The following is a 25,230-nucleotide window of genomic DNA, read 5'->3' as shown; positions in this document are numbered from 1 at the left end:
GGAAATCATGAGTAAACTGGATTATCTATTGTGAAGCGAGAGTGTTTATGCTTGCTTAACCGTGCAAAAAGGTGTCTTATTTTTCTGGATTTACAGAAAAATAAGACACCTTTTTTTTCGTTCCAATAGTTTAACAATAAAAAAGGAGTAAAATACGACACCATCATCGCAATGAAAACGGTTTCTTGGCGGATCCGTTATCCGCATAATGAAGGAGCAGCACAAATAAAAGGAGGGTCAAAGCTATGAAATGGTACAAATCAATTTCTTATGGGGTTCTAGCAGCTGTGATGGCTTTCACAATTACGGCTTGCTCAGGCGGCAATAACGCACCTGCAAATAACGGAGGTAATGCTCCGGCAAATGAAAGTGGTAACGCCCCGGCGGCTGACGGCAAGAAAGTGTCGATCGAGTACTGGCATACCTACAGCGATCAAGAGGAGAAGGTACTCACGGAAGAGATTAAGCCACTCTTTGAGAAAGAAAATCCGGGTATTGAGCTGAAGCTGACAAGAATGCCTTACGAGGGACTGAAAGAGCAGGTTATTGCCGGGGTAGCAGGCGATGCAGCACCTGATCTCATGCGTATGGACATTATCTGGGTTCCTGAATTTGCAAAAATGGGAGCGCTTCAAGATGTCAGCAAGAACGATGGCTTTGATGAATTGAAAGCCAATATGTTCGAAGCGCCGATGGAGACGAATGCATATAACGGCGGCTACTATGGCGTACCGGTTAACACGAATACAAAAATCGCGATTTACAACAAAGCGGTATTGGATGAAATCGGAGTAAAAGAAGCTCCAGCGACAATGGATGAGCTTGTAGCAGCTGCGAAGCTAGCCGTCGCAAAAGGCAAGCCGGGCGGCATTAGCATCGGCGGAGCAAACGTATGGGCAGCATCTCCATACTTCTGGAGCCTTGGCGGGTCTTTAACGAACGAGGACTATACAAAAGTAGAAGGCTATCTGAACAGCCCGGAGAGCGTAAAGGCGCTTGAAACAATCGTGCAATGGAACAAAGAAGGAATTGTAACGCCTACAATTCTCGGCGGCGAACCAGGCGCTTGGGATGGCATGAAGAACAATGAGTACATGATGATCGATGACGGGCCTTGGTTCTACAGCATTCTTATGAACGAAGCAGAATCCGCATTCAAGCCGCTTGAGCAAACGGTTCGCGGCTTGATTCCGGCAGGCGCTGGCGGCAGCCGCTCCGTTGTAGGCGGTGAGGATCTTGTTATCTTTACAAATTCGAAGCACCCGCAAGAAGCTTGGACATTCGCGAAATGGATGCTTGGCGACGAGCCGCAGAAGATTATGAGCAAGCTTGGTCTTATCCCTACGAACAAAAATGCAGCAAACGACCCTGCATTCCTTGAGCAACCATTCGTTACCGAGTACGTGAAGCAGCTTGAAACTGCATTGCCGCGTACGCCGATTCCGCAATACGGTGAAATGGAAGGCATCGTAAACCTTGCTTTTGAGAAAGCGATTCGCGGAGAGCTTGAGCCCAAAGCGGCACTTGATGAAGCAGCCAAAAACATTGAAGCCATTTTAACGAAGTAAACATTATACCGAGGCCTTCTTCCTTTTATCTTTATTGGAAGGAGGCCTCCCAAATGATAGATTGGGAAGGAGCATGAACATGTCTATACCAGTGGCGGGACAACCGGAACCCAGGCAGAAGCCTCGGGCGGGTTTGCAGTTAAAAAAGGGCATGCAGCAGTGGATCAAGGTGCTGCCTTTTATCTTCCTCGGCGTTGTGGGTACGGCTGTATTCGTCATTTACCCGATGATTAAAAACATCATCATCAGCTTCCAGGATTACAGTATCATGCCGAATGCGGAAAATCCTTTTGTCGGCTTCGAGAACTACGTTACGGCGTTTACCGATCCAAATAATAAGGTACTGATGGCCATTCGCAATACATTTTTGAACGTCGCGGTAACCGTACCGATCAACTGGTTCCTCGCGATCATCTTTGCCGTACTGATCAATTTGCACTTCGTGAAGCACAAGATCGTGTTCCGGACGGTGTATTACCTGCCGATCATTACTTCTTGGATCGTTGTAGCGTTTCTGTTCCGCTTCTTGTTTGCCGGCGGCGAATATGGCTTAATCAATTTTATTTTCTATAAGCAGCTTGGCCTATTCCATGAACCAATCAACTTTCTCTCGAATTATTGGTCTGCTATGATCGTCATTTGGTTATTTCATATTTGGAAAACGGTAGGCTGGGGCGTCGTGATTTATTTGGCAGCGCTGCAGGGCATTTCGAAGGAATATTACGAAGCGGCATCTATCGACGGCGCGAACGGCACGAGACAGTTTTGGAGCATCACGGTACCAATGCTGGGACCGGTAACTGCATTCGTCATCATTAACCTGGTAAACGGCGCATTTAACTTTTTCCCGCAGGTTTACTTCATTACACGCGGCGGTCCGATGGATCAGACGCAAACACTTCCGAGCCTTATGTATTTGCAGGCATTTAAGAACTTTAACTTTGGTTATGCATCCGCGGTCGCTGTCATGATGGGAATTGCAGTGTTTCTGCTAACTTATTCCCAGATGAAAAAATTCGGCAACCAGCGGTTTTTGTAGGAGGGGGACGCAATGAAAACGAAATGGCATCTTCAGCTTCTGGTCTACAGCATTATCGTGCTTGGAGCATTGGCTTTCCTATTCCCCTTCGTATATATGATTATGACCAGCTTTATCAAGGGAGCGTATTCGCTGCCAAGGCCTAAGGAAGTATTTTCGGTCGTTCCCAATCTTTACAACTATCAGCTCGTATGGGGCAAAAACAACTTTGCGAGGTACTTTCTAAACAGCTCGCTCGTTACGCTCGTATCGATGGCGGGAAGCCTGTTCCTTGGCTGCTTGACCGCATACGGCTTTGCCAGGTTCACGTTCCCGGGCAAGGAATTTCTGTTCCGAATGTTTCTGCTTACGATGATGATTCCCGGCGTCATCAACATCATTCCGCAGTTCTTGATTATTAAATCGTTTGGTTTGGTCAACACGTACTGGGGCTTATGGTTGATTTATATTGGCGGCGGCGTGGTCGGGAGCACGTTTTTCCTTCGCGGCTTCTTCCAGAGCATTCCGAAGGAATACGAGGAGTCGGTGCTGATCGACGGCGGCGGCAACTGGCGCATTTTCTGGAATATCTACCTGCCGCAATCGATGCCGGCTATCGCGACGCTTGCGGTTCTATCCTTCCAAGGGACATGGGAAGAGTATTTCACGGCGCTCGTTATTATTAAAGACGAAGCGCTGCGCACACTGCCGGTCGCGCTGCTTATGTTTAACGACAAGTATGCAACAAACTATTCTTGGGTATTTGCGGCATCCATCATCGCGCTTATACCGACCGTGCTGCTCTATATTGTTTTCCAGAAGAGATTCGTACAGGGCGGCTTTAATGAAGGCGGAGTAAAAGGATAACTATACGACTTGGGAAGGAAAGATGTCGTGATACACCAAAAAGTAAAGTCGACTGCGCTTGCGGCGATGAGCTGCCTGCTTATTTTGGCGGCAGGCTGCAGCAAAGAGAAGGAAATAGCGGCAGAGTCAGTGGTCAGCCAAGGCATTATGAGCGGACTGTCCACCGACAAAGCGGCTTATCGTCCCGGCGAGAAGGTTAGCTTTAAGCTCGATTTGAGCAAGGCGGAGCCAAAAGCGAAGGTCATTGTCCAGTATCGCCATCTTGGCGAGATAGTCAGCGAGCAGGAGCTAAAGACCGACGGCGAACAAATCGCTTGGAGCTGGACGCCTCCGCAGGAAGACGGCAAGGGCTACATGGCTGAAGTATTTTTAACGGCTAAAGGCGAGATTAAGGATCATCAGAACATAGCGGTCGATGTGTCCGCCGACTGGAGCAAGTTCCCGCGCTACGGTTATTTAGCCGATTTCCACAAGATGGGCGAGGAAGAATTAGCGGCTGTCATTGAACGGCTGAATCGCTTCCACATTAACGGCATTCAATTTTATGATTGGCAATATAAGCATCATGATCCGCTAAAAATGGATGGAAACAAACCGGCTTCAGTGTGGCCGGATATTGCAAACCGCGAGGTCTCTTACGATACGATTAAAGGTTATATCGACCTCGCGCACAGCAAAAACATGATGGCGATGAACTATAATTTGCTGTTCGGCGCCTATGAGGGCGCGGAAGCGGACGGCGTCAAGAAAGAGTGGGCGCTGTACAAGGACCCCACGCAAACGAATCAGGATAAGCATCCGCTACCAGACAGCTGGGCCAGTGACATTATGCTGTATGACCCAAGCAATACGGAGTGGCAGAACTATTTGATTAATAAAGAAATCGAAGTGTTTAAGCAGCTTCCGTTTGATGGCTGGCATGTCGACCAATTGGGCGATCGCGGCTCGTTGTGGAATGCCAAGGGAGAAAGCGTGAAGCTGGCGCAAGGTTACGTGTCCTTCCTGAAAGCAGCTAAGGAGAAGCTGGATGTCGACTATGTGATGAACGCGGTTGGACAGTATGGGCAGGCCTTTATGGCGCCTCAGGCTCCGCTCGAGTTCCTTTATACAGAAGTATGGGACGGGCATCCGAAGTATGGCAACCTGAAGGACATCATCGACCAGAACAGCAAATATAGCAAAAACAAATTAAATACGGTGCTTGCAGCTTATATGAACTATGATTTGGCTAACGCGAGCGGAGAGTTTAATACGCCGGGCGTCCTGCTTACGGATGCCGTTATTTTTGCCTCCGGCGGCTCTCATTTAGAGCTAGGGGAGAACATGCTTGCCAAAGAATATTTTCCGAATAAAAACCTTGCGATTCCAGCAGAGCTCGAGGAACAGCTTACCCGCTATTACGACTTCCTTGTCGCGTACCAGAACATTTTGCGGGATGGGCTTGAAGAAACGGAAGCCGTCGTCTCCGGCACGGGAGCAACATCCGTTAGCGCAGATCCAGAGCAAGGCAAGATCTGGTCCTTTGCGAAGCAAAAGAACGGAAGCGACATCGTTCATTTCATTAACTTCTCGGATGCGAAGACAATGAATTGGAACGACAGCAAAGGCGAGCAGGCGACGCCGGTGGAGCGCGAGGATGTTGAGATTTCTATTCAAACGGATCGCGAGGCAGCCAGCTTGATGTTCGCTTCGCCCGACTACTATAACGGCTCGCCCGTTAAGCTGAGATTTGAGCAGAAGGACGGCAAGATCACGTTTAAGCTTCCAAGCCTGAAGTACTGGGATCTTCTCATGATCGATTACAAATAGAACAGCAGGCGAAGGACTGGATGGCCGGCAAAGGAAACCGCGCTGCTGCTCTATCGGTTTTTAAAGTATAACTAATGTGGGAGTGATGCAGCGCAGCCGAGTCGGCTGCGCTGCTCGGCTTCCTAATTTACTGTACATTCTATTTAAGACGCGATAAATTAGGTAAACTATTAGTATCTCTTTTAGCAAGGTGGGCATTCTATGGCTCGTTTCGAAAAATGGACCAACCGTTTCGCATCAAAAATGATTTTAGCATTTCTATTGATCATCTTAATTCCGACCACTTTATCGGGGTTTTCTTTCTATTTGGAATCTTCTGCGCTTGTGAAACGGAATGTCAGAGCATCTGCCGTCCAGGTTACGAAACAAACCGCCGATGCGCTGTCTTCTATATTTAATGCCGGAAGCGATACCTCTGATTTAATATACAGCGATTTGAAGGTGCAGAAAGCGGCGATGCAGTACAGCACGAGCCCGCTTAACACGCAAATAGAGATGTCGCAATCGCTCAGCACCCTGCTGAACAACGTCGTGTATTCCAGTTCGTTTGTTCGAATTGTTTATATCATTAAGGACGGCGGAATCGGTTGGGGGAGCGGCACGTTCTCTACGCCCAAGCTTCGAAAGATCGATTTGAACCAGCAAAAATGGGTGACCGATTCCAAAAAACAGGACGGGGGCCTCGTGTGGCAAGCCCTGCGTAAGGATCCATTCAGCGGCGGCGGTGAAAATACCGATCTCGTGCTTCCGATCAGCCGGACGCTAAAAGATTTTGATTCGCTTCAGCAGATTGGACTGCTCGTCGTTAATTTAAACGGCAAGGCGATTATTAATACCATTAACCAGGTTAAGCTTGGTGAGACCGGCCGCTATATGGTCGTCAATCCGGAAGGCCAAATTATGATCGATGCGGATCTTTCGCAAATTGGCCGGGTTGTCGAGGATGCGAAGCTGCATGAGCTGATTGTGCATAACGATGCGGTTGAATTCGAATATTCCAATAATGGTATACGTTATTATGGCGTAAAGCAGCTGCTGAGCAATGGATGGCTTCTGGTCGGCACGGTGCCTACGGTCGAAATAACAGGTGTGCTGGATAAGCTTCATACGCGTATTTTGATCACCTCGGTTTGCTTCGCTTTACTCGCGGTGCTCATTGGCTTTCTTATCGCGAATCGGGTTACCAAACCGATTAAGCAATTAACGCTGGAAATGAGGCGGGTGCAGCAGGGGGACTTATCCGTACGCACGGCATTGACCTCTTCCGATGAAATCGGGCTGATGAGCAAGCATTTTAATAAAATGTTGGATGAAATCGAACAGCTCATGGGACGCGTGGAGCAGGAGCAGAACGAGAAGCTGGAGGCCGAGGTGCGCGCGGTAACTTATCGGATTCACCCGCATTTTCTCTATAATACGCTTAGTACACTGCGGTGGCTTATTCGCGCAGGCGAGATGGAGCGGGCGGATCAAGGCCTAGCGGCGCTGACTCGGCTGCTCCAAGCCAATATGGGCAAGAACGGCCAGATGATTACGCTCGAGGAAGAGCTTGAAATAATTCAGAAATATATCGTTATCTTAGAAATGCGGTACGAGCAAAAGTATGTCCTAACCATCGAAGCGCAGCCGGGTACGGACAAGGTGAAAGTTCCGAGAATGCTGCTTCAGCCGCTTGTGGAGAACGCGGTTTTCCATGGCTTTGTACCGCTTAATCGCGGAGGTGAGATTACGGTAAAGGTGACGGTGCACCAGAGCGAACTCCATATTCTGCTGCAGGATAATGGCCTCGGAATGACGGCCGAGAAGCTGGCGCAATTGAATGCCAAGGAGGGGAAGACCGGAACCGGTATCGGACTTCAGCATATCCATGATTCCTTAAGGCTTTATTTTGGAGCGGGCTCGGGCATGTCCGTAACAAGCGTAAGAGGGAGCGGAACGCAGATTCATATCGTCATACGTCTTCAAACCTGAGCCCTGTCCAACTATAACTAGCCGCTCACTTCTTGAGGAGGGAATAACATGAACGACTATGTGCTGATCGTAGACGACGAGCCGATTATTCGAAATGGACTAAAAAACTTTATCGATTGGGAGAAGGTGGGGCTCACCTTAGCGGGAGGCTGCGCAAATGGCGCAGAAGCCTTAGAGCTGCTGCGCTCCCGTCCGATTGACATTCTGATAACGGATATTAAAATGCCGGTGATGGATGGTTTGGAGCTTACGCGCCATGCTCTTCAGCTCAACCCGCAAATGAAGATCGTTCTAATTAGCAGCTACAATGAGTTTGAATATGTGCGCGAGGGCATGAAGAACGGGGCAGTCGATTATTTGCTCAAACCGTCGCTGGAAGCAGAGGAGCTCCTTGCCGTGTTAGCGAGATGCAAAGAAATGCTCGCGAACAGCCGAAGGCAAGCGCTGCAGAGAAAACAGTATGATCAGCAATTGACTACGATGGAACGCAGACGCTCCGAGCAGGAGATCATCCGGCTGCTCGCAGCCAGCCAGCCGGAATTTACTTTTAATGATATTTTCGGCCCGCAAAATGAAAGGTATTTATGTGCCTTTATCGTATCGGACGGATTAAACGAGTGGCAGGAGCAGTACGGGGATTTGCACATTAGTATTATGTACGAGGATATGCAGACGATATTTTACGAGGAGTTTCAGGAGGGCAGCGCACCGATCTTATCACGAGACGGTCTCTTGCTCATTTATCCCTATGAGGAGGGCGGAGAAGCGAAGCTTCTACGCTTCAAAGCTAGAATTGCCGCTGAATTGTCCATCTCCATTTCAATAGGCTACAGTATAGAGCAGGCAGCGGAGCGGGTTGAAACCGGACTGAAACGAAGCCAAGCAGCGGGGCAAAGGCGGTTTTTTGAAGGCACAGATAAGTTGTTTCCGTGGGAGCAGCGCTCCCATTTGCAAGATGGCGAGCCAGTATACGAGGAACAGAACATGCATGCCATGGTCGAATGGATACGAGCTGAGAACAGCACGAAGAAAGTCATCGATAGCTTCGTCTCGAAATGGTCGAAGGGCAGCATGACTCCCGAGCAGGTGAGGAGAGAGGCGTATGAGCTGCTCTCTGCGCATGCGTATTTGAACGGTGATTCCAAAACGCTGTCGGATTACAGGGATCACATTTGGCGCTGCGATACGGTCGTTCAGCTTGAGGCGGCTTTGCGTCATTTCTTTGAGGAGATGGAGCATCCTAACCAGCTTCGCCTGCAGGACAAGGGGCATGGCGGACAATTAATTACGAAAGCTATTTCGTACATTAAGCTTCATTTCCGCGAGGAGCTTACGCTGCAAGAAGTAGCGGACACCATTCATGTGAGCAAGAGTTATTTATCGAATTTATTCAAAAAACAGTCGGGCCAAAATTTCATCGATTATTTGATCGATTTGAGGCTTCATGAGGCCAAACGGATGCTGGTACAGCATGAATATAAAATTTACGAGGTTGCGGAAAAATCGGGCTTTAACGACGTGAAATATTTTAGCAAGCTGTTCAAGAAAATGACGCAAATGACACCGGTCGAGTACCGGGAGAAGCATCAGCAATAGTTGACGGGGGAGGAGGGTATGCTTGTGAAAAAGCTGCTGATGATCATAGGCTTGCTTCTCATTGCCACGGGCTGCGGACAGCAGTCCATTTTAACGAAAGACAGCAAGGTTGAGAAGATGAGCAATCCGGATGATTATGAGATCGAATTCTGGCATACGTACAGCGATGAGGAGACTCGGATTTTGGAAGACACCCTCATTCCGGCTTTTGAAGAAGCGTATCCCCATATTCATGTTATCCCTATTCGGCAAAGCAATAATGCGGAGCTGAAGTATACGCTTATTTCCAAGGCTTCTGCGAACAAAGCGCCGGATGTGGTTCGGATGGATATCGTATGGGTGCCGGAGTTTTCCCAGAGCGGGCTTTTGCTTCCTCTAAGCGATTACGAGGATTTCGATAAGGTTACGCAGATGCTGCAGAGCAATACAGGCTCGGCAGGTTATTACGCGGGTGCCTACTATTCGCTTCCCGTGAATATGAACACGAAGGTTGCTATCTTTAGCCGCGCGCTGCTGAAGCAGGCGGGTTTATCGGAGCCGCCTGCCACCTTTCAGGAGGTCATTGCGCTTGCTAGGGAGCATCGCTTCAAGATTGGAATGGGCGGGCTGGAGTCTTGGGAAAGCCTGCCTTACATCTATGCGCTTGGCGGACGCGTGACGGATGAGTCGTACACGAGGGCTTCGGGTTATCTAGACGGCGAAGGAACAGTCAAAGCGGTAGAGCAGCTGTTGATGCTTTACAAGGAGCATCTGATCGACCGGACCTTGATTAACGGCGGCGCTGACAACTGGGAAGGCGTGAAATCCGGAAAAATTCTGGTGATGGACGACGGGCCTTGGTTTTACAGCGTCTTTCGAGGCAAGGAGCTAGAGAGAGCCATAAACACGACATGGGCGGTTCCTTTTCCGACCACTTACGGACCTGCATCGATCATGGGCGGAGAACATCTTGTCAGCATGAAAGGCTCCAAGCATCCGCTGCAGGCATGGACCTTCATGAAGTGGATGATCAATACAGAGTCGCAAGTGGCTATGTCGCAGACGGGCTTGATTCCGACTAATTTGGAAGCGAAGGAAATTAAGGTGCAGGGCGAGTCGTTTATTCATCCGTTTGCCGATGCGCTCGATCATACGTTCCTGCGCCCGCCAGTGAAAAACTACAGCCGAATCGATGCCATCTATGTTTCGTATATGATCAAAATTTTTCAAGAGGAGCTGTCCGTGCAAGAGGGCTTAACGGCAGCAGCCGCGCAGATTGATCATCTATTGAAGCCATAAATGCGTTTATCCAGATGAAAAAAAGCTGGCGACAGCCGCCAGCTTTTTTTTTTGCTGCCAATGCCTTACGCGTTAAACGTAATGCACACCTTTCCGAAATGCGTCCCCTTGGATAAGTAACGCAGCGCATCAACGGATTGTTCAAACGGGAAAACGCGGTCAATGACCGGATGCAGCGCATTTTGCGCTATGGCGCGGTTCATGGACTCGAACATGTCGCGGCTGCCCACATTAATGGCTTGCAGCCGCGCCTTTCGGAGAATGGCGGCAATAATATCGAAGTTCTCTACGCTGGCTCCCGACAAGATGCCAATGATACTAATTTGCCCGCCTACCCGAAGAGCCTGGAGCGATCGGTTTAGCGTAGCCGCTCCGCCGAGGTCGACAACCAGATCGGCGCCACGGCCATGGGTAAGCTCAAGCACCGCTTTATCCCATTCCGGTGTCTTTTTGTAATTGATGACCTGATCGGCTCCCAGCGCTTTCGCGCGCTCCAGCTTATCGTCGCTGCTCGATGTTAAAATGACGTTAGCCCCGTGAAGCTTAGCGAATTGGAGGGCGAATAGGGATACGCCGCCTGTACCTTGCACGAGCACCGTGTCGCCGGATTTGACCTTGCCTTCCTCTACGACGGCATGCCATGCCGTAACTCCGGCACAAGCAAGCGCGGCAGCTTCCTCATCGCTCAAATGATCAGGCACGTGAACCAGTCCCTGCTCGGGTAAGACGACATATTCAGCGAGAAGGCCATCCAGCGGATTGCCCAGCGTGCTTACCCAGCCTTCTTGCGTAGGTTCGCCGGAAATCCAGCTCTGCGTAAAGATGCCGCTCACCCGCTGGCCCAGCTTGAAACGGGTCACGTTTTCCCCTAAACCGACCACCTCGCCAACCCCGTCGGATACGGGGATGAAAGGAAGCTTTAGATGGGGATTATAAAAGCCGTCGATAACTCCGAGGTCACGGGAGTTGAGCGAAACGGCACGCATTTTGATCAGCAGCTCGCCTGTGCCGGGAACCGGGATTTGCCTCTCCAATGGTCTTACATGATCCAATCCGAAACCGTCTTGTATTGCATATACTTTCATGGTCATCTCTCCTTTTAGTTGGTGTAGACATACATTAATGCATATACTAATATTTAGTAAGTAGGCACTTTATCGTTCGTTATGAACCTTTAGGTGCGTAAGGAGGAGGAGTGGGAATAGATATGACCGATGACGTTGAAAAGAAGCCAGCCGATATATCAATTGCCGAATGCAGCTACCGCAGGGTGCTTGAAATCATTTCGAGCAAATGGTCTGCGTTAGTCCTCTATGCCTTAGAGGACGGCAGCCTGCGGTACGGAGAAGTAAGGAGGAGAATTGAGGGCATATCGCAAAAAATGCTGACCCAAACGGTGCGGCAGCTGGAGCGGGACGGCTTGGTCAGACGCGAAGTTACGCCGTCTGTACCGCCAGTAGTTGATTATTCGTTAACCCCGCTTGGTGAGACGCTCATCCAAACGATGTGGCATTTAAAGCTGTGGACGGCCGAATATTTTCCGCTAGTCGAGAAGGCTAGACAGGAATATGACCAAAAGAGCGGCGAGCACGTCATATAGCGCGCATATAAAAAAGCGGGAATCGATTCGATTCCCGCTTTGCTTATTTTGCTTACCTTGTACCTTGTATCGAGCTATTGAATCATTAGAATCTCGCGAATGTCTTGCTCGCTGAGGGAAGACAGCTCCTCTTGGCCAGGCTGGATGACCTCATCGATGAGATTTTTCTTTTTTTGCTGGAGCTCGTACATTTTATCCTCAACCGTTCCTTGCGTAACGAGACGGATGACCTGCACGACATTTTTCTGGCCAATCCGGTGAGCGCGGTCCGCGGCTTGCTGCTCAACGGCAGGGTTCCACCATAAGTCATAAAGTATAACCGTGTCGGCGCCCGTCAGGTTTAGCCCCGTACCGCCGGCCTTTAAGGAGAGCAGAAAAAGCTCGCGCTCGCCGTCATTGAATCGGTTGCAGAGCTCGACGCGCTCGGAGGCCTTCGTTTGCCCATCCAAATAGAAGTAGCTGATGCCTCGGTAACCAAGCTCGCGGCCGATTAAACCGAGCATTTCGGTAAACTGGGAAAAAATAAGCAGACGCTTGCCAGCGCTCTGGCATTCCTCGATAATCTCGAGGAGCTGCTCGAATTTGGCAGAGCTGCCCTTATAGTCCTCGACAAAGAGCACGGGATGGCAGCAGAGCTGGCGAAGCCTTGTAATGCCTGCCAAAATCCTGATCCGATTTTGATGGAAGCTTTCCTCGTTCAAATGCTTCACCGTTTCCTGCTGCAGCTTCGCCAAGAAGCCGACATACAGCTGCTTCTGCTCGGGCAACAGCTCGGATGCCTGTATCGATTCGATTTTCTCTGGCAGCTCTTGCAGTACGTCGCTCTTCAGCCTGCGCAGCAGGAAGGGGCGGACACGCTTCGCGACAGTCTCCCGGGTAAGCTCGTTAAACGCTTGCCTGCTCGGGAATAACTCGGGAAATACGGCGCCAAATATCGACCAAAGCTCTTCCAGCTTATTTTCGACGGGCGTTCCGGTCAAAGCAAAGCGATATCCTGCTTCGAGAGCCTTGACCGCTTGCGCGGTCTGGGTCGTATGATTTTTGAAATACTGCGCTTCGTCCATAATCAGCGTATGGAAGCTTTGCTTCGCATACTGCGTGATATCCCTTCGAAGCAAAGGGTAGGAGGTGATGATGACATCCGCCTCCAAGCCGCCAGCCAGCACGCCGCTGCGTTCTGCTTTGGTTCCGTCCGCAATTACGGCGCGAATTTCGGGAGCGAATTTTTTGATCTCGTTCAACCAGTTGTAGACGAGAGAAGCGGGAGAAACGATCAAAGCGGGCTGCTCACGCTTCCGGATCTCAGGCAGAACGGAGACGATAAAAGCGATTGCCTGCACTGTTTTTCCAAGTCCCATATCGTCTGCGAGAATTCCGCCAAAATGATAATGCGCGAGTGTCTTCATCCATTGATAGCCGTACTTCTGATAATCGCGAAGCACGGGGGCAAGGCTGCCAGGAACCGAGAATTCCAGATTATCCGGGTTTCGCATATTTTCGAGCAGCCGCCGGAATGATTTGCCCAGCTTTATCGCTTTACTGTTCTCGCTCGAATCAATGAGATGCAGGCCGCGAACGGCAGGCACGCGGAATTCCGCGCCTTGGATATCACCTTTGCGAAGCCCTACATCATTTAAGAAGCGAATAATTTCTTGAAATTCGGCGCCTTCAAGCGGTAATAACGAGCCGTCCGGCAGACGGTGATATTTGCGCTTTACCTCCAGGGACGTTAAGAGATTGCGGATTTCAGATTCCGGAATACCGTCCATCGCGAATTTGAATTCAAGCCAATCGGTTCGTTCATCCACGTTAACTGTCACCGTGGGAGGAGCATGCTTGGTCACGATCCGTACCTTCACAGCGGAGGTAGCGTATACGGTCAGCAGCTTCTCGAGCAGCGGGATGACGTTGTGAAGAAATTCAAATTCGGTATCCTCGTCGTCCAGAAAATAACCAGCTTCTGTCTTCGCGAAGGGTACCAGCTCCATCAGCTCCAATATTTGACGCTCCTGTTCCCCGTCGCGCATCAGGATCCGGTCGGTGCCGCGGCTCTTATCGCTGCCTTCTAACGGATTAATTATGATATCGCCGTATTGGAATTCAAGTCCGGCAACCAGTCGGTCTCTGATCCGATCCAGATAAAGCTTTGCTTTAAGCTGCGTATGCAGGACGCGGTCGGAGATGGTTTCCGCGATCCTTACGCTCCCAAGCTTCATTAAGCCGGGTATGACCCTCTCCATGAAAGGCTCCATTTGCTCAGGCGCAATTTGGATTTTGGGCTTGCGCGAGGTGTCGATCAGCTGCTTGAGCTCCGCAAGCCGATTACAGGAATCCGGTTTCAGCCGAAGCAGCTTGCCTTCTGTTATAACAAGCTCGTATTCCTCCATTAAGGTCATCTGCTCGAGGCCTTGAATCTCCAATTGATACCCTTCACCCGCCGCTTGATCGAACGCAAAGTGAAGCGGAATCGCTTCATCGCTTACCGTTATTCCATTAAACGTTTGATTGCCAATATGCAGCTGGACCGTTGGAGCGGCCATCAGCAGGGGGAGCAGCTCCCCCCAAGAAAATGGAGGAATAAGCAGCAGCCGTTCGCCGCCAGCAGGCGTTTCTGCTTGGTAGAATCGGTTTGAGGATTGGCGAAACAGCATTTCATGACGATAGATTTGATAGAGCTGCCGAATAACGGCATCGTTCTCGGGCTGGAAGCTGTGAATGCTCGGGTCATACGTAAAATGCTTCGAAAAAACGTACGGTTCCCGGCGCTCCGCCTTCTCCAGAAACTCCCGGATTCGCTGAACGATATATAACCGCTTAGGCCCAATCCTCAGCTCGATGCCAAACATATACTTCCGGTAGCCGTATGGGTGCAGCTTGCACGAAATCTCTACTTCAAGGGGAGTACGTGTGTCAAAAAGCGAACTTCTGCCGCTAGAGCGGGCAGGCCTGCCTCCGAATAGACCCAGCATGCTGGCAGCTAGACGAGTATCGGCTGCTTCGAGCCCTGCGGGATTAGCAAAGCGCGGTTGAAGCTGCAAGGAATCGGATTCCTCCGCGTCTTCGTCATCCTCGTAGGGTCTATCCTCCGGATGCAAGAGGGAGGGGTAGACGCGAGCGGGCTTGTCGCCTTGCTCCTGAGCATCAAGGATTTGGAGAAGCGCAGCAGCCACATGCATGCAATATTTATCGTAGCTGCTGAAAGCGAGGCAGGTGCATGCCGCTTCGACGTCTCCGTTACGCTCTACTTCAATGGTAACCTCATAGCGTTTATTGCCGTGTATGATAGCCGAATAGCTGCCCGCCTGCGGATTGGAGCTTGTTAACGTTACATTTCCATCTCTATTGAATGCTTCCCCTCGCTCATAGAAGGTGTCGCCGCAAAGTAATTTAATGATTCGCCGGGACAAGTGAGTACTCATTGCCTAATTCCTTTCCGCAAACGGAAACGTTTGTTCCGATTTTATAAGTTAGTCCTATCATATCAGAATTAATGGGCAAGGTCATAATCGAAAGCACATAAGCTGTATGTAACAGCCTTTTTTCTCCAGGCCATGGTCCCGATGACTTATGGGGCAGTCCCTTTTACATTCATAGTTCGACTTGGATAGGGATAAAGTCCAATTTTTGTTCAATCTATCCATTTTTATGTGTCTATGACTGAATTATCGGGTATGATTTGGAAAGTCGGAAAGCTGGTTTAAGGAGGGAACAATACGAATAAGATATGGCGGATCCGAAGCGAGGTCAGAGACTACGCTGAAGCTGCGTACCACTTCGTAAGGGAAGTACCCAAGCGCTATCCGTGGCTCAAAACCATTTACACGATATGGTGCTGGCTCTCGCTGCTGCTGTTTATTGTAGGCCTGTTCCTGTACCGGGATTCGAGAACGATGCTGGTGCAGTATTTGTGGTCGTTCTATGTGATGCTGCAGTTCTGGCTGTTATGCCGGAGTAAGACATTTACCTGGAAGCAGACTGCGATATTCATGCTGCTCGGCATCGTCCTCGTGATCCCGCTTACGGCGGGGACGCTTTTGGCGGTACACGGCTTGTTTGGCGGACGGACATCAGATACCTGGTCGACCGCGGTACTCACTCCGATCGTGGAGGAGGTGTGGAAGCTGCTTCCACTGGGGCTGTATCTGCTCTTCTCGCGCCGGGCATCGGCGATGAGCCTAGCTGACTATACTCTGGCGGGAGCAGCCGCAGGAGTCGGTTTCCAGCTCATGGAGGAGCTGAGCCGCAGGTGGCTGAACTCAGGTTTGCTCGGGCGGACTTTCGGTTACAGCACGACGATGCTGGGAGGAGAGACGATCCACTGGGATTTTTGGACTTTATTTCCCGGGCGGTTCGAAGAGAGTTTTTTTCCTACCCTCATGACGGTCAGCCATCCCGTGCACACGGCGTTGATCGCTTTGGGACTGGGGATGGCCATACGCGGCCGCAGGAGGCTGACGAATGCTATCTTCGCCCTGCCTGCCCTGCTGCTGGCTTGGTCAATCCTAGACCATGCCGCGTATAACGGACAGAACTCTCTGCCGGACTGGATCATGAAGTTCCACGAATGGACCGGGAGTGGCTATCAGACGAAGAGCATCTTTCTCTGGATGTTAGTCGCGGGGCTCATCTTGGATTATATCGCACTTAACCGGGTAAGGAGCCAGCTCCCGATGATGGGGGGCGAGCGGTTTATCGACCCGATCACGGAACTGAGGCATATGATGGCAGCTTTTCTGCAAAGGAGGGAGAGGTTCGCAAGCGTAATGGCCTGGACGAGAGAGCGCCGGGAGATGGGTTTCTCTTTGCTGTACGGCAATGCCGAAGCGGCTTCTGTGCAGGAAGATCTGAACGGCCGGATGAATCTGCATTACCGGATGGCAGCTGGACTGATTGCGCTGCTGGTCGGGGCAGGCCTGCTTGCGGGATGCGCAGCTTATTGGCAGTCTGCCGTTCATCCTGCCGACACCGCCTGCTTCTCCTGCATGTTCGACTCACTCCAAAATTGGTGGGACCGTCTTAGCTTCGGGGAAAAGGGAGCAATCGTGCTCGGGGCGTTCGCACTCTCCCTGTTGTTCGTCGGCTTCTGGCCGGCGCTTGGAATCGCATTGACTGCGGCGAGCATTCCGGGCAGCGGACACGAGATCGCACAGAACATCCGGGATCCCAAGCGGCTGCTCACGCCTGAGAATGCCATCGCGGCTTTACTGGCTCTTGCGCTCAGCCGTGTACCGTTTGGGCGTCTGGCAGACCGGTTAGTCAAGAAAGGCGGAGACCGGCTTAAAGATTGGCTGGATAAGCTGCTCAAACGCCGGACCAAGCCGGACCCAGACGTACCCAAAAAACCGGATCCTGATGTACCTAAAAAACCGGACCCAGACGGTCCCCGTAAGCCAGATGGGGAAGATACCAGCAAGAAACCCGATGCCGAAGAGCAGGCCCCACCGAAGGAATCAGACGATTATGTACACTGGAGTCATGCGAAGTACAAAGGCGTAGAGCTTTACGACAGCCGTAATGGAGCACTTGGAGAATTCGACGGTATCGATATCGAGAACGGTATTTTCTATGAAGCAAAGTCAGCCCAAGGATTGGATCGCATTCATCCCAAAACTGGCAAGCCGCAGCAGACGCCGCAGCAGTTTACGGATAAACAGCTCTATCAGAAAACAAGGACGCGGATCAACAATCTGATGGAAAAGGCGGTGGGAACACGGACGACGCCGGATGGAACAACGGAAATTCCGACCCTGGATGAGATCAAAGGGATCCGCGACTTCGAGTTTCAGCTGGATGGAGACTCGCCGGAGCTGCGCGCCGCGGCAGAGAACAGCCTGAACCGTCTGCGTCAGGAATTCCCGGATTATACATTTAAAATTCGATTTGGAGTGAATTAAGATGTCGATTAGTGCCATTATCATTGATCCCGAAGATGAGTTCGAACGCTCATTCATGCTGCCGATCGCGACAGAGGCTTTTTATAAAAAGTATTGGGAGCCGGCGGTTGAAGAGCTGGGTCTCCAGTGGGCCGCTTTATTCCAAGGCGGCACGGATGTGGAGAAAGAGGATGCTCCCGAAGTTCTGAAAGAGATTGCGAAATTGAAGGATTGGGTACGCGCCAACATGAGCGGTGACAATCAGGAGCATATGCTGCACAGGCTGGAGCTGCTGGAGAGCAAGCTGCCGAGCGCGTATCGGCGCGGGGGCGCGGTCGTTTATATCGGTTGACGCGGCACATAGCGGCAGTCTAGGACTTTTTTCTCGTCCAAGGCTGCCGCTTTTATTACATAACAAGCGAGCGATAAATGGTTTATGGAGAGTGCTTGTCCAGTCGATTTATTATGGATATGACATGATGGGGGGATGGTGTGGACCTTTTCATCAGGTTTAGTTCGGGGCTGTAGAGATGTGAGGAGTAGGAGCGCGCTTTGGAGAAGTCGTTTGAAATAACGGTAAAATGTGGCGCTAATTTCATGAATAATCATAATTTAACCTATATAGCGGTAAAAAACGGCGTTATATCGGGCTGAGAGCTTGTTAATTCAAGTTAACGCGAGAAATAGCGCCAAAAATTACTGTTAATTGGTTGGTAGGCCCGAAATCAACGAGATTAACGCCATATTTTACCGCTATTTGGTTAGTAAGTTCGAAATAGGATGATTAACGCCATGTTCTACCGCTATTGTTTATCGGAACATGAAATAGCAGCTGCATAAAAGAATAGAATAAGCGCTTGGAAGAAACAAAGGAGCGGTTTGGTACTGGTAGAGGCGGTTTTGGTTCTGATGGAGGGTTTTCGAACGAATGGAGCGGTCTGGTACTAGTGGAGCGGTTTGGAACTGGAGGACTGGAGGAGTGACAGCGTTCGCTTTTGTCTCCCTATTTCTACCGCAGGCAGCGGTATATTCGAAGAAATAGGGAGACAACAGCGACTGGAAGCCCAAGCCCTCTCCGTAGTAACGGCAAGCGTTATTTGTTTCATTTTTAAGTTCAAACTCTACTGCTATAATATAGGTAATAAACATGATCACAAGAGAAAGAAGGAGCTGAATGATATGCAATATCGCCGCCTTGGCAATAGCGGCCTCAAAGTGTCCGCGCTCGGTTTAGGCACCAATGCTTTCGGTAAACGAGCCGATTATGAGGCTTCGAAGAAAATCATCGATTACGCGATAGATAGCGGAATTAACTTTATGGATACGGCTAATATTTATGCCGGGACGGAATCGGAGAAAATCATTGGACAGGCTTTGCAGGGGAAGCGTCAAAACGTTGTGTTAGCGACGAAGGCGGGATTAGTGCGTGGAGCAGGAGTGAACGAGCGGGGCTCATCCCGGTTTCATTTGCAGACGGAGCTGGAAAACAGTCTGAAGCGATTAAAAACCGATTATGTTGATCTTTATCAGATTCATACTTTTGATCCGGAAACACCGCTGGAGGAGACACTTCGGACGCTTGAGGACATGGTGCGTTCAGGCAAGGTGCGCTATATCGGCGCTTCGAATTATTTTGCATGGGAGCTTATGAAGTCGCTTGGCATTAGTGATCGGTTAGGGCTAAACCGGTTCGTATCGACCCAAGTCAGCTATTCTTTGGCGGATCGTACGCCGGAGCAGGAGCTTATCCCGATGTGCTTGGATCAAGGTGTGGGCATTATCCCTTATTTCCCGCTGGCAGGCGGTATCTTGTCGGGGAAATACAGGTCAGCGGATTTGGCGCCGCAGGGCTCGCGCGCGCAGACCGATCCCAATTTCAAGAGATTTATTAATAGTCAAACGATTGCGTTAGGGGAAAAGGTAACCGATCTTGCGAGCCAGCTCGACACGACGACAAGTGTGTTGTCGCTGTCTTGGCTGATCCAGCAGCCAGTCGTATCCACGGTGATCGTTGGCGCGACAAAGATGGAGCAGCTTGAAGAAAATCTGAAAAGCGTATCCCTCGAGCATACCGCTGAAACCAAAAAGGAGCTGGACCTCATCAGCAGCCCCTATCGGCACGGAGAACCTTTCGCATTATACCGACTGCCCGTTTAAGCACCCGTATTTCGCTCAAAAGCAATGATCCATTCGCCTTGGACAGCAGCGAAGCCGGTATCGCCCTCCACGACCAAGCCGTATAAGTTTTTAACGTCGACATACTCCTTGCGCTCGCCGTTATCGAACTCAAGCGTGATGTAATAATAAGTGCGGGATGAATGGTTTGAATGTCCGATACCATTTTGGTTAGCATGATTCGTATGATGATGACTGACGTCCATACGTTTGGAGACGATGCGGGCGTATGTGGTTTCTTTAGGAGCTTTAGCGTTTCTTGCATAGTTGACGATGCTATAGATAATACCTCCAATAACAATGACGAAAACGATGACCACAAGCACGGGGATAAGCGTAAACATAAAGTTGAACGGGAATCCAAATCCATTCATAAACCTTTTCCTCCAATATTTTCTTTTAATGTAGTTAAGTTTACTATGTATATGAATGAGCGGCTAGTGCTAAATGTAGATGTATGGAGGAGGCTGACAAATGACAGTGGGTTCACAGAAGGACATAGACGGTCTGAAAGAGATTGGACGGATCGTCGCTTTGACGATGAATGAAATGAAGAGGCAAACAAAGGCGGGCATGACGACGAAGGAGCTTGATGAGCTAGGGGGACGTATATTGTCGAGCCATGGAGCGTTTTCTGCGCCTCATATCGCTTTTCAATTCCCTGGACATACATGCATCAGTGTCAATGACGAGGTTGCCCACGGCATTCCCGGCAACCGGGTATTAAAGTCTGGTGATTTAATCAATATCGATGTGTGCGCAGAAAAAGACGGCTTCGTAGCCGATACGGGCCACTCCTTTCAAATCGCTCCTTACAGCGAGACCGTAACCCGGTTGTGCCGTTATACGCACTATACGATGATGAAGGTTATTTCTTCTTTGAAGCATGGCGTGAAAATCAACGAGATCGGCAGGATTATTCAGAGTGAAGCGGAGCGGGGCGGATATAAGGTCATCAATGATTTATGCAGTCACGGCGTAGGGAAATCCGTTCATGAATGGCCGCAAATACCGCCAACGTATAATAAGCATGATAAACGTACGCTGAAGGAAGGCCTGGTTATTACGATTGAGCCGTTTCTCTCCATGGGCGCGGATTACGTTGTCGAGCAGCAGGATGGCTGGACGCTGCGCACGCCGGACAGAAGCTTCGCAGCTCAGCATGAGCATACGATTATTATAACGAAGGATAAGCCAATTATTTTAACGGTAGCTTAGTGCTGCTTATGATTTTCTAGAAGGGCTAAGAGGCGGCAGGACTTTCGACCTGCTGATTCTTGGCTCTTTTTGTATATGGTTACGCTGGTGGGGAATAATGGAACCAACTGAAACAAGGTGGTTTCTTCATGACGAACAGTACTTCAGGAGTAACGCAATCCGGGACAGCAGGTTCCAGTGGAATAATAGCGACGAACAGTAATAGTACGACTAACACGCCGGAAAAAATCATTTCCGAACAGCTGCAGGATAATCTTGATTATTTAGAAAAGACTTTTTCTAATAGCACGGATATTATTTTCAGGCATTGGAACTACGGTCCTGAGCTGAAATTTGCCGCATGTTCGGTATATTATGAATCGCTCGTTCAGGAAGATACCGTTAATTACATGAAAATTTCGCTGCAGGACCTAGCCACGCATGAGATTGGTCCAGGCATGGATGTTACGCCGCAGGATATCCGTTCATTTTTTGAGCATGACGGCGTATCGTCGAAAAAAGCAGTCGTTATAAATGATTTGGAGCTGGTCGTTGAAGAAATCTCGAATGGCCGTCTCATCATTTTGTTTGATCAATGGGATAAAGCGTTAAGCTTTAAAGCGGAATCCGTGGAGACGAGACAAGTCAATGAGTCTGTAAATGAATCCGTCGTACAGGGCCCAAGGGAAAGTACGGTCGAAAATTTACAGAAAAATTTAGGTTTGCTGCGTCTGCGTCTAAAAACGCCAAAATTCAAACTAGAAAGAATTACCTCAGGCGGAGAAACGAAAACGACAGTTGTCTACGGCTATGTTGAAGATGCCGTCGATGCAGAAGTGCTGGCGGAGTTCAAAAAAAGGATCGAGCAAATCAGGGAGCTTGAAATTTTGGAAACCTCCTATATCGAGCAGTTGATCGAGGACTCTACTTATTCGCCATTTCCGCAGCACCGCTACACGGAGAGGACCGATATGGCAGTAGCCGGTCTGCTCGCTGGTAAAATTGCGGTGCTCAGCCAAGGCACGGGAGGCATTTTGTTATGCCCGGGCCTATTTACCGAATTTTTTCAATCCAGCGAGGATTATTACCAGCGCACGCTCATCGCAACTTTGGTGCGTTGGCTTCGAATCGTGGCTTTTATTATTGCGTTAACCTTGCCGAGCATCTACATTGCGCTCTCGACCTTTCACCCGGAGCTGATCCCTACGGTTTTGCTTCTGGCGGTTCTTAACGCACGCGAAGGGATACCGCTGCCAGCATTTTTTGAGGCGCTGCTCATGGAGTTTTTCTTCGAGCTGATGCGCGAGGCGGGCGTAAGGCTGCCTAGGCCGGTAGGCTCCGCCGTTAGTATTGTAGGAGCTCTTGTTATTGGAGATGCAGCGATAAGCGCAGGGATTGCTTCGCCAATCATGGTTATCGTTGTTTCCTTAACGGGCATTGCCTCCTTTGCGATTCCGCAATATAACATTGCAATCGCATTGCGAATTCTGAGGTTTCCGCTCATGGTAAGCGCAGCTCTCTTGGGCGGGTTCGGCATGATGATTTGTTTATTGTTCATTCTGCTCCATGTTTGCAAGCTGCGCACGCTTGGGCAGCCTTACATGGCTCCGCTCGCGCCGTTTCGAATAATGGAGCTGAGGGATGTTATCATGAGAGCGCCGCTCAAGACGCTGCTTCGTTCTCCTCGAAATCATCTTAAGCACAAACCGCTGTATCACCGAAAGAATGAGGATTGAGGAATCATGAAAAAAGGAATTCTTTGTTTAGCTTTGCTGCTTAGCTTATTTATGGTCTCCGGTTGTTGGAGTAAATTTGAGCTGACAGAAAGGGGATTCGTAATGGGTGTCGCTCTGGACCAAGGCGAGGATGGGAAGATTGAGTTAACTACACAAATTTACCGCCCAGCCTCTACGCAGACGATGTCTGCCGTCTCAACCAACGCCTCCAGCATTAACATTAATACCAGAGATGACTCGGTAATGGAAGCAATTCGTGATATTCCCATTCACTTGGGAAGGAAGGCGCAATGGAGCCATCTCCGTGTCATTATTGTGGGGGAGAAGCTGGCTAGGACCCATAATCTCGGCCATCTGCTGGATCTATTTTATCGGGATCATGAGCCAAGAAGCAGTGTATCCCTCATGATCTCGAAGGGAAATGCCGGCAAGCTGTTTGAGAAGAAACCCTTAATTGAGCAGACTACAGCGCAGCAGTATTTAAGAGCGAAAGAATCCTCCTACATCACCTCAGCCAAAACGGTAGATTTTAATATGCTTGATTTGTTGCTCCAGCTGCGAAGCGCCAACGGCGAAGCTATTGTTCCCTTTGTGTATGAGGACAAAAAATTAAAGGATATATTTTCAGCGGCAGGACTTGCCCTCTTAAAAGATGGGAAAATGAAGGCCGTTCTGCCTTCTACCAAAGTGGAAGGGCTGCTTATGCTTCGCAATTCTTATCAAACCGGTGTCATTGAGATCAAATGCCCCGGAAAGAATGGAGAATTTGAAACGGTGGAGGTTCTCTCGCTTAAAGTTAAAACAAAGCCTCGGATCAAAGGGGATCAAATTTCTATCAACAGCACGCTGGTTGGCGATATCGCGATCGGAGAGCTTAAATGCAGCAAGATAATCGATGCCAAAGCTGAAATGGCATTCATTAAGAAAGTGGAGGATAAACTGTCGGAGCAGATTAAAAGCACGATTAAATTCCTTCAGTCGAACAAGATTGAAGTGCTTGGACTTGCAGATGCGATCTATCGCTCGAATCCTCGGAAATGGGAGCAGTTAAAAAAGAATTGGGATACGCAATTCTCTGAACTCCCGTTTACGGTTAAGGTGAAATTGAGACTTGTTACAAGCGGAACGATATCCAGTAAACCGGCGGGTTAGACAAAGAAAGGTGAGTTGGCATGGCGGAGCGAATTCTCGTCATCGTTGTGGCTTTTGGCAGTATGCTGCTGTACGACTTATTGACTTTGAAAAAAGTCAACAAGCGTGAGAAAGGCATATATGCCATTGCCTGCTTCATTTGCTTATACATGGGCATGGACTTTGTCGTAAATAGGGATTGGTTTGATTATTTCGATTTAATGATTCCTACGTATGATGATATATCCAAAGCAATTGATGATTTCTTAAATGTGAATGCATGACAGCGGATAAGGGAGGAGAAAAGCATCGATAAGCAAACGGTAAGTGCATACCAGATGGGCGTACTGTTATTCGTATTTATGACTGGTTCTTCCATTATCAATATTCCAGGTCCGCTGATAAGCAAGGCAAATAACGGAGCTTGGCTCTCACTGCTCCTATCCGGAGGTATAGGTTTTCTTATTTTAGCCTGTATTCTATTCTTGCACAGGCGATATCCAAAAATGACCTTTGTAGAATATAGCCGCCATTTAATGGGGACACCGCTTACGATCCTCTTTTCTGTTTTTACGGTATCCTTTCTCATTCAAATGCAATCGGCCATCGTAACCGACGTTGGCCTGTTTATGGTCAGCTCCATGTTAAGAGAAACACCGATGTATGCTTTTACTTCCCTCATATTCGCCATATCGGCTTTAACGGTACGCGCGGGACTTGAGGTCATGGCGAGAATGTTTACATTGACGATGATTTTGACAGCCCTAAGTATCCTTTTTGTACTAATCATTGCGATCCCAGACTATAATCCTTCTTTATTGCTCCCGATCATGCCGAAAGGGATCAAGCCCGTGCTGCATGGGGCATTTTTCACCTTCGGCTTTCCCTATGTGGAGGTATTCTTGTTCTCCATGCTGCTGCCGTTTGTCAACGAAGGCCCGACCGGCAAGCTATCGAAGACGATGCTGTTTGCACTGGGTACTAATATTTTGGTGCTTTGTTTGTCTACTGTGTGCTCCATCATGATTTATGGAAGCTTCGCTGGTGAGAAGCCTTATGTGCTATTTACGCTGGCTCGGATCGTCGAATTCCAGGAAATCATACAACGAATCGAGTCGATTATAGGAATGTCTCTGATTTTGGGCTCATTCATGAAAACAACCATAACGCTATATGTGCTTAATTTATATTTGAGTCAGCTGTTTCGTTTTCAAAATAATCAGGCCTTAGTTATGCCTTTGGCATTGATCGGTTTCATCATGGGACTGGTTACTATTGATGGGGCGACGGAGTGGGGACGCATCGTTACGACGATCCATCCCGTATGGACATTTGTGGCATTTGTAATTCCCTTGCTGCTGCTGACGGTTATCGCTTTATTCAAAAAAAAGGACAGCTAACAGCAAGCCGT

At 49.4% G+C, this 25,230-nt stretch carries 19 protein-coding genes; 16 read left to right on the top strand and 3 right to left on the bottom strand.

The features are described 5' to 3' along the window. Nucleotides 1-245: 245 nt before the first annotated feature. From AC1DLI_RS22660 to AC1DLI_RS22630, 7 genes are all read left to right on the top strand, one after another. A complete protein-coding gene (locus tag AC1DLI_RS22660) occupies nt 246-1,568 on the top strand; it encodes an extracellular solute-binding protein (protein ID WP_477606683.1) in 1,323 nt (440 codons plus the stop codon). A 79-nt stretch (nt 1,569-1,647) separates the two neighbouring features. Continuing rightward, nucleotides 1,648-2,607 carry a carbohydrate ABC transporter permease gene (locus AC1DLI_RS22655; RefSeq protein WP_308995522.1) on the top strand — a complete coding sequence of 320 codons (960 nt, stop codon included), beginning with the start codon at nt 1,648-1,650 and terminating at the stop codon, nt 2,605-2,607. Between the two features lie 12 nt (nt 2,608-2,619). Continuing rightward, a complete protein-coding gene (locus AC1DLI_RS22650; protein WP_308995523.1) occupies nt 2,620-3,453 on the top strand; it encodes a carbohydrate ABC transporter permease in 834 nt (277 codons plus the stop codon). A gap of 27 nt (nt 3,454-3,480) precedes the next feature. Next, nucleotides 3,481-5,262, top strand: a complete 1,782-nt coding sequence (locus AC1DLI_RS22645) for a glycoside hydrolase family 66 protein (RefSeq protein WP_477606680.1) — start codon at nt 3,481-3,483, stop codon at nt 5,260-5,262. Between the two features lie 201 nt (nt 5,263-5,463). Next, the gene (locus AC1DLI_RS22640) at nt 5,464-7,233 is read left to right on the top strand and encodes a cache domain-containing sensor histidine kinase (protein ID WP_477606678.1); all 1,770 of its coding nucleotides are present in this window, start codon (nt 5,464-5,466) and stop codon (nt 7,231-7,233) included. A gap of 48 nt (nt 7,234-7,281) precedes the next feature. Then, nucleotides 7,282-8,829, top strand: coding sequence for a response regulator transcription factor (locus AC1DLI_RS22635; RefSeq protein WP_477606676.1), 1,548 nt, complete (start codon nt 7,282-7,284; stop codon nt 8,827-8,829). A 24-nt stretch (nt 8,830-8,853) separates the two neighbouring features. Beyond that, nucleotides 8,854-10,107, top strand: a complete 1,254-nt coding sequence (locus AC1DLI_RS22630) for an extracellular solute-binding protein (RefSeq protein WP_477606674.1) — start codon at nt 8,854-8,856, stop codon at nt 10,105-10,107. A gap of 65 nt (nt 10,108-10,172) precedes the next feature. Here AC1DLI_RS22630 and AC1DLI_RS22625 read toward each other — a convergent pair whose 3' ends face one another. Then, a complete protein-coding gene (locus tag AC1DLI_RS22625; RefSeq protein WP_477606672.1) occupies nt 10,173-11,192 on the bottom strand; it encodes a zinc-dependent alcohol dehydrogenase family protein in 1,020 nt (339 codons plus the stop codon). 110 nt (nt 11,193-11,302) lie between these two features. On the opposite strand from AC1DLI_RS22625, the gene AC1DLI_RS22620 reads away from it, so the two are divergent. Further along, nucleotides 11,303-11,707, top strand: a complete 405-nt coding sequence (locus AC1DLI_RS22620) for a winged helix-turn-helix transcriptional regulator (RefSeq protein ID WP_477606670.1) — start codon at nt 11,303-11,305, stop codon at nt 11,705-11,707. Between the two features lie 74 nt (nt 11,708-11,781). Here AC1DLI_RS22620 and AC1DLI_RS22615 read toward each other — a convergent pair whose 3' ends face one another. Beyond that, a complete protein-coding gene (locus AC1DLI_RS22615; protein ID WP_477606668.1) occupies nt 11,782-15,126 on the bottom strand; it encodes a DEAD/DEAH box helicase in 3,345 nt (1,114 codons plus the stop codon). A gap of 471 nt (nt 15,127-15,597) precedes the next feature. Here AC1DLI_RS22615 and AC1DLI_RS22610 point away from each other — a divergent pair, with 471 nt between their 5' ends. The 3 genes from AC1DLI_RS22610 (at nt 15,598) to AC1DLI_RS22600 (ending at nt 19,737) form a co-directional block, all read left to right on the top strand. Next, nucleotides 15,598-17,601, top strand: a complete 2,004-nt coding sequence (locus AC1DLI_RS22610) for a PrsW family glutamic-type intramembrane protease (RefSeq protein WP_477606666.1) — start codon at nt 15,598-15,600, stop codon at nt 17,599-17,601. Between the two features lies 1 nt (nt 17,602). Beyond that, nucleotides 17,603-17,932, top strand: a complete 330-nt coding sequence (locus AC1DLI_RS22605; protein ID WP_477606664.1) for a hypothetical protein — start codon at nt 17,603-17,605, stop codon at nt 17,930-17,932. 827 nt (nt 17,933-18,759) lie between these two features. Beyond that, nucleotides 18,760-19,737, top strand: a complete 978-nt coding sequence (locus AC1DLI_RS22600) for an aldo/keto reductase (RefSeq protein WP_477606662.1) — start codon at nt 18,760-18,762, stop codon at nt 19,735-19,737. On the opposite strand, the gene AC1DLI_RS22595 is transcribed toward AC1DLI_RS22600, so the two are convergent. After that, the gene (locus AC1DLI_RS22595) at nt 19,734-20,129 is read right to left on the bottom strand and encodes a DUF2500 domain-containing protein (protein ID WP_477606660.1); all 396 of its coding nucleotides are present in this window, start codon (nt 20,127-20,129) and stop codon (nt 19,734-19,736) included. The two genes, AC1DLI_RS22600 and AC1DLI_RS22595, sit on opposite strands and share 4 nt — an antisense overlap. A 100-nt stretch (nt 20,130-20,229) precedes the next feature. On the opposite strand from AC1DLI_RS22595, the gene map reads away from it, so the two are divergent. From map to AC1DLI_RS22570, 5 genes are all read left to right on the top strand, one after another. Continuing rightward, nucleotides 20,230-20,973 carry a type I methionyl aminopeptidase gene (gene map, locus AC1DLI_RS22590; RefSeq protein WP_477606658.1) on the top strand — a complete coding sequence of 248 codons (744 nt, stop codon included), beginning with the start codon at nt 20,230-20,232 and terminating at the stop codon, nt 20,971-20,973. Nucleotides 20,974-21,101: 128 nt separating this feature from the next. Continuing rightward, nucleotides 21,102-22,688, top strand: a complete 1,587-nt coding sequence (locus AC1DLI_RS22585; protein ID WP_477606656.1) for a spore germination protein — start codon at nt 21,102-21,104, stop codon at nt 22,686-22,688. 6 nt (nt 22,689-22,694) lie between these two features. Then, nucleotides 22,695-23,840 (top strand): Ger(x)C family spore germination protein, encoded by a 1,146-nt coding sequence (locus AC1DLI_RS22580; protein WP_477606654.1) that lies wholly within the window; start codon nt 22,695-22,697, stop codon nt 23,838-23,840. Nucleotides 23,841-23,860: 20 nt separating this feature from the next. Further along, nucleotides 23,861-24,103, top strand: a complete 243-nt coding sequence (locus AC1DLI_RS22575) for a hypothetical protein (protein WP_477606652.1) — start codon at nt 23,861-23,863, stop codon at nt 24,101-24,103. A 6-nt stretch (nt 24,104-24,109) separates the two neighbouring features. Continuing rightward, nucleotides 24,110-25,219: a GerAB/ArcD/ProY family transporter gene (locus tag AC1DLI_RS22570; protein ID WP_477606856.1), complete on the top strand. Its 1,110-nt coding sequence runs from the start codon at nt 24,110-24,112 to the stop codon at nt 25,217-25,219. Nucleotides 25,220-25,230 lie beyond the last annotated feature (11 nt).

The organism is Paenibacillus sp. 01T443, from assembly GCF_056398325.1.
Note: the sequence above shows the minus strand (reverse complement) of the source record. Positions and strands in the feature narration are given on the sequence as shown.

What these genes read in the sequence shown, in the direction of transcription:
- AC1DLI_RS22660 (WP_477606683.1), top strand. Translation starts at nt 246, where the DNA reads ATGAAATGGTACAAATCAATTTCTTATGGGGTTCTAGCAGCTGTGATG.
- AC1DLI_RS22655 (WP_308995522.1), top strand. Translation starts at nt 1,648, where the DNA reads ATGTCTATACCAGTGGCGGGACAACCGGAACCCAGGCAGAAGCCTCGG.
- AC1DLI_RS22650 (WP_308995523.1), top strand. Translation starts at nt 2,620, where the DNA reads ATGAAAACGAAATGGCATCTTCAGCTTCTGGTCTACAGCATTATCGTG.
- AC1DLI_RS22640 (WP_477606678.1), top strand. Translation starts at nt 5,464, where the DNA reads ATGGCTCGTTTCGAAAAATGGACCAACCGTTTCGCATCAAAAATGATT.
- AC1DLI_RS22635 (WP_477606676.1), top strand. Translation starts at nt 7,282, where the DNA reads ATGAACGACTATGTGCTGATCGTAGACGACGAGCCGATTATTCGAAAT.
- AC1DLI_RS22625 (WP_477606672.1), bottom strand. Translation starts at nt 11,192, where the DNA reads ATGAAAGTATATGCAATACAAGACGGTTTCGGATTGGATCATGTAAGA.
- AC1DLI_RS22615 (WP_477606668.1), bottom strand. Translation starts at nt 15,126, where the DNA reads ATGAGTACTCACTTGTCCCGGCGAATCATTAAATTACTTTGCGGCGAC.
- AC1DLI_RS22610 (WP_477606666.1), top strand. Translation starts at nt 15,598, where the DNA reads ATGCTGGTGCAGTATTTGTGGTCGTTCTATGTGATGCTGCAGTTCTGG.
- AC1DLI_RS22605 (WP_477606664.1), top strand. Translation starts at nt 17,603, where the DNA reads ATGTCGATTAGTGCCATTATCATTGATCCCGAAGATGAGTTCGAACGC.
- AC1DLI_RS22600 (WP_477606662.1), top strand. Translation starts at nt 18,760, where the DNA reads ATGCAATATCGCCGCCTTGGCAATAGCGGCCTCAAAGTGTCCGCGCTC.
- AC1DLI_RS22595 (WP_477606660.1), bottom strand. Translation starts at nt 20,129, where the DNA reads ATGAATGGATTTGGATTCCCGTTCAACTTTATGTTTACGCTTATCCCC.
- map (WP_477606658.1), top strand. Translation starts at nt 20,230, where the DNA reads ATGACAGTGGGTTCACAGAAGGACATAGACGGTCTGAAAGAGATTGGA.
- AC1DLI_RS22585 (WP_477606656.1), top strand. Translation starts at nt 21,102, where the DNA reads ATGACGAACAGTACTTCAGGAGTAACGCAATCCGGGACAGCAGGTTCC.
- AC1DLI_RS22580 (WP_477606654.1), top strand. Translation starts at nt 22,695, where the DNA reads ATGAAAAAAGGAATTCTTTGTTTAGCTTTGCTGCTTAGCTTATTTATG.
- AC1DLI_RS22575 (WP_477606652.1), top strand. Translation starts at nt 23,861, where the DNA reads ATGGCGGAGCGAATTCTCGTCATCGTTGTGGCTTTTGGCAGTATGCTG.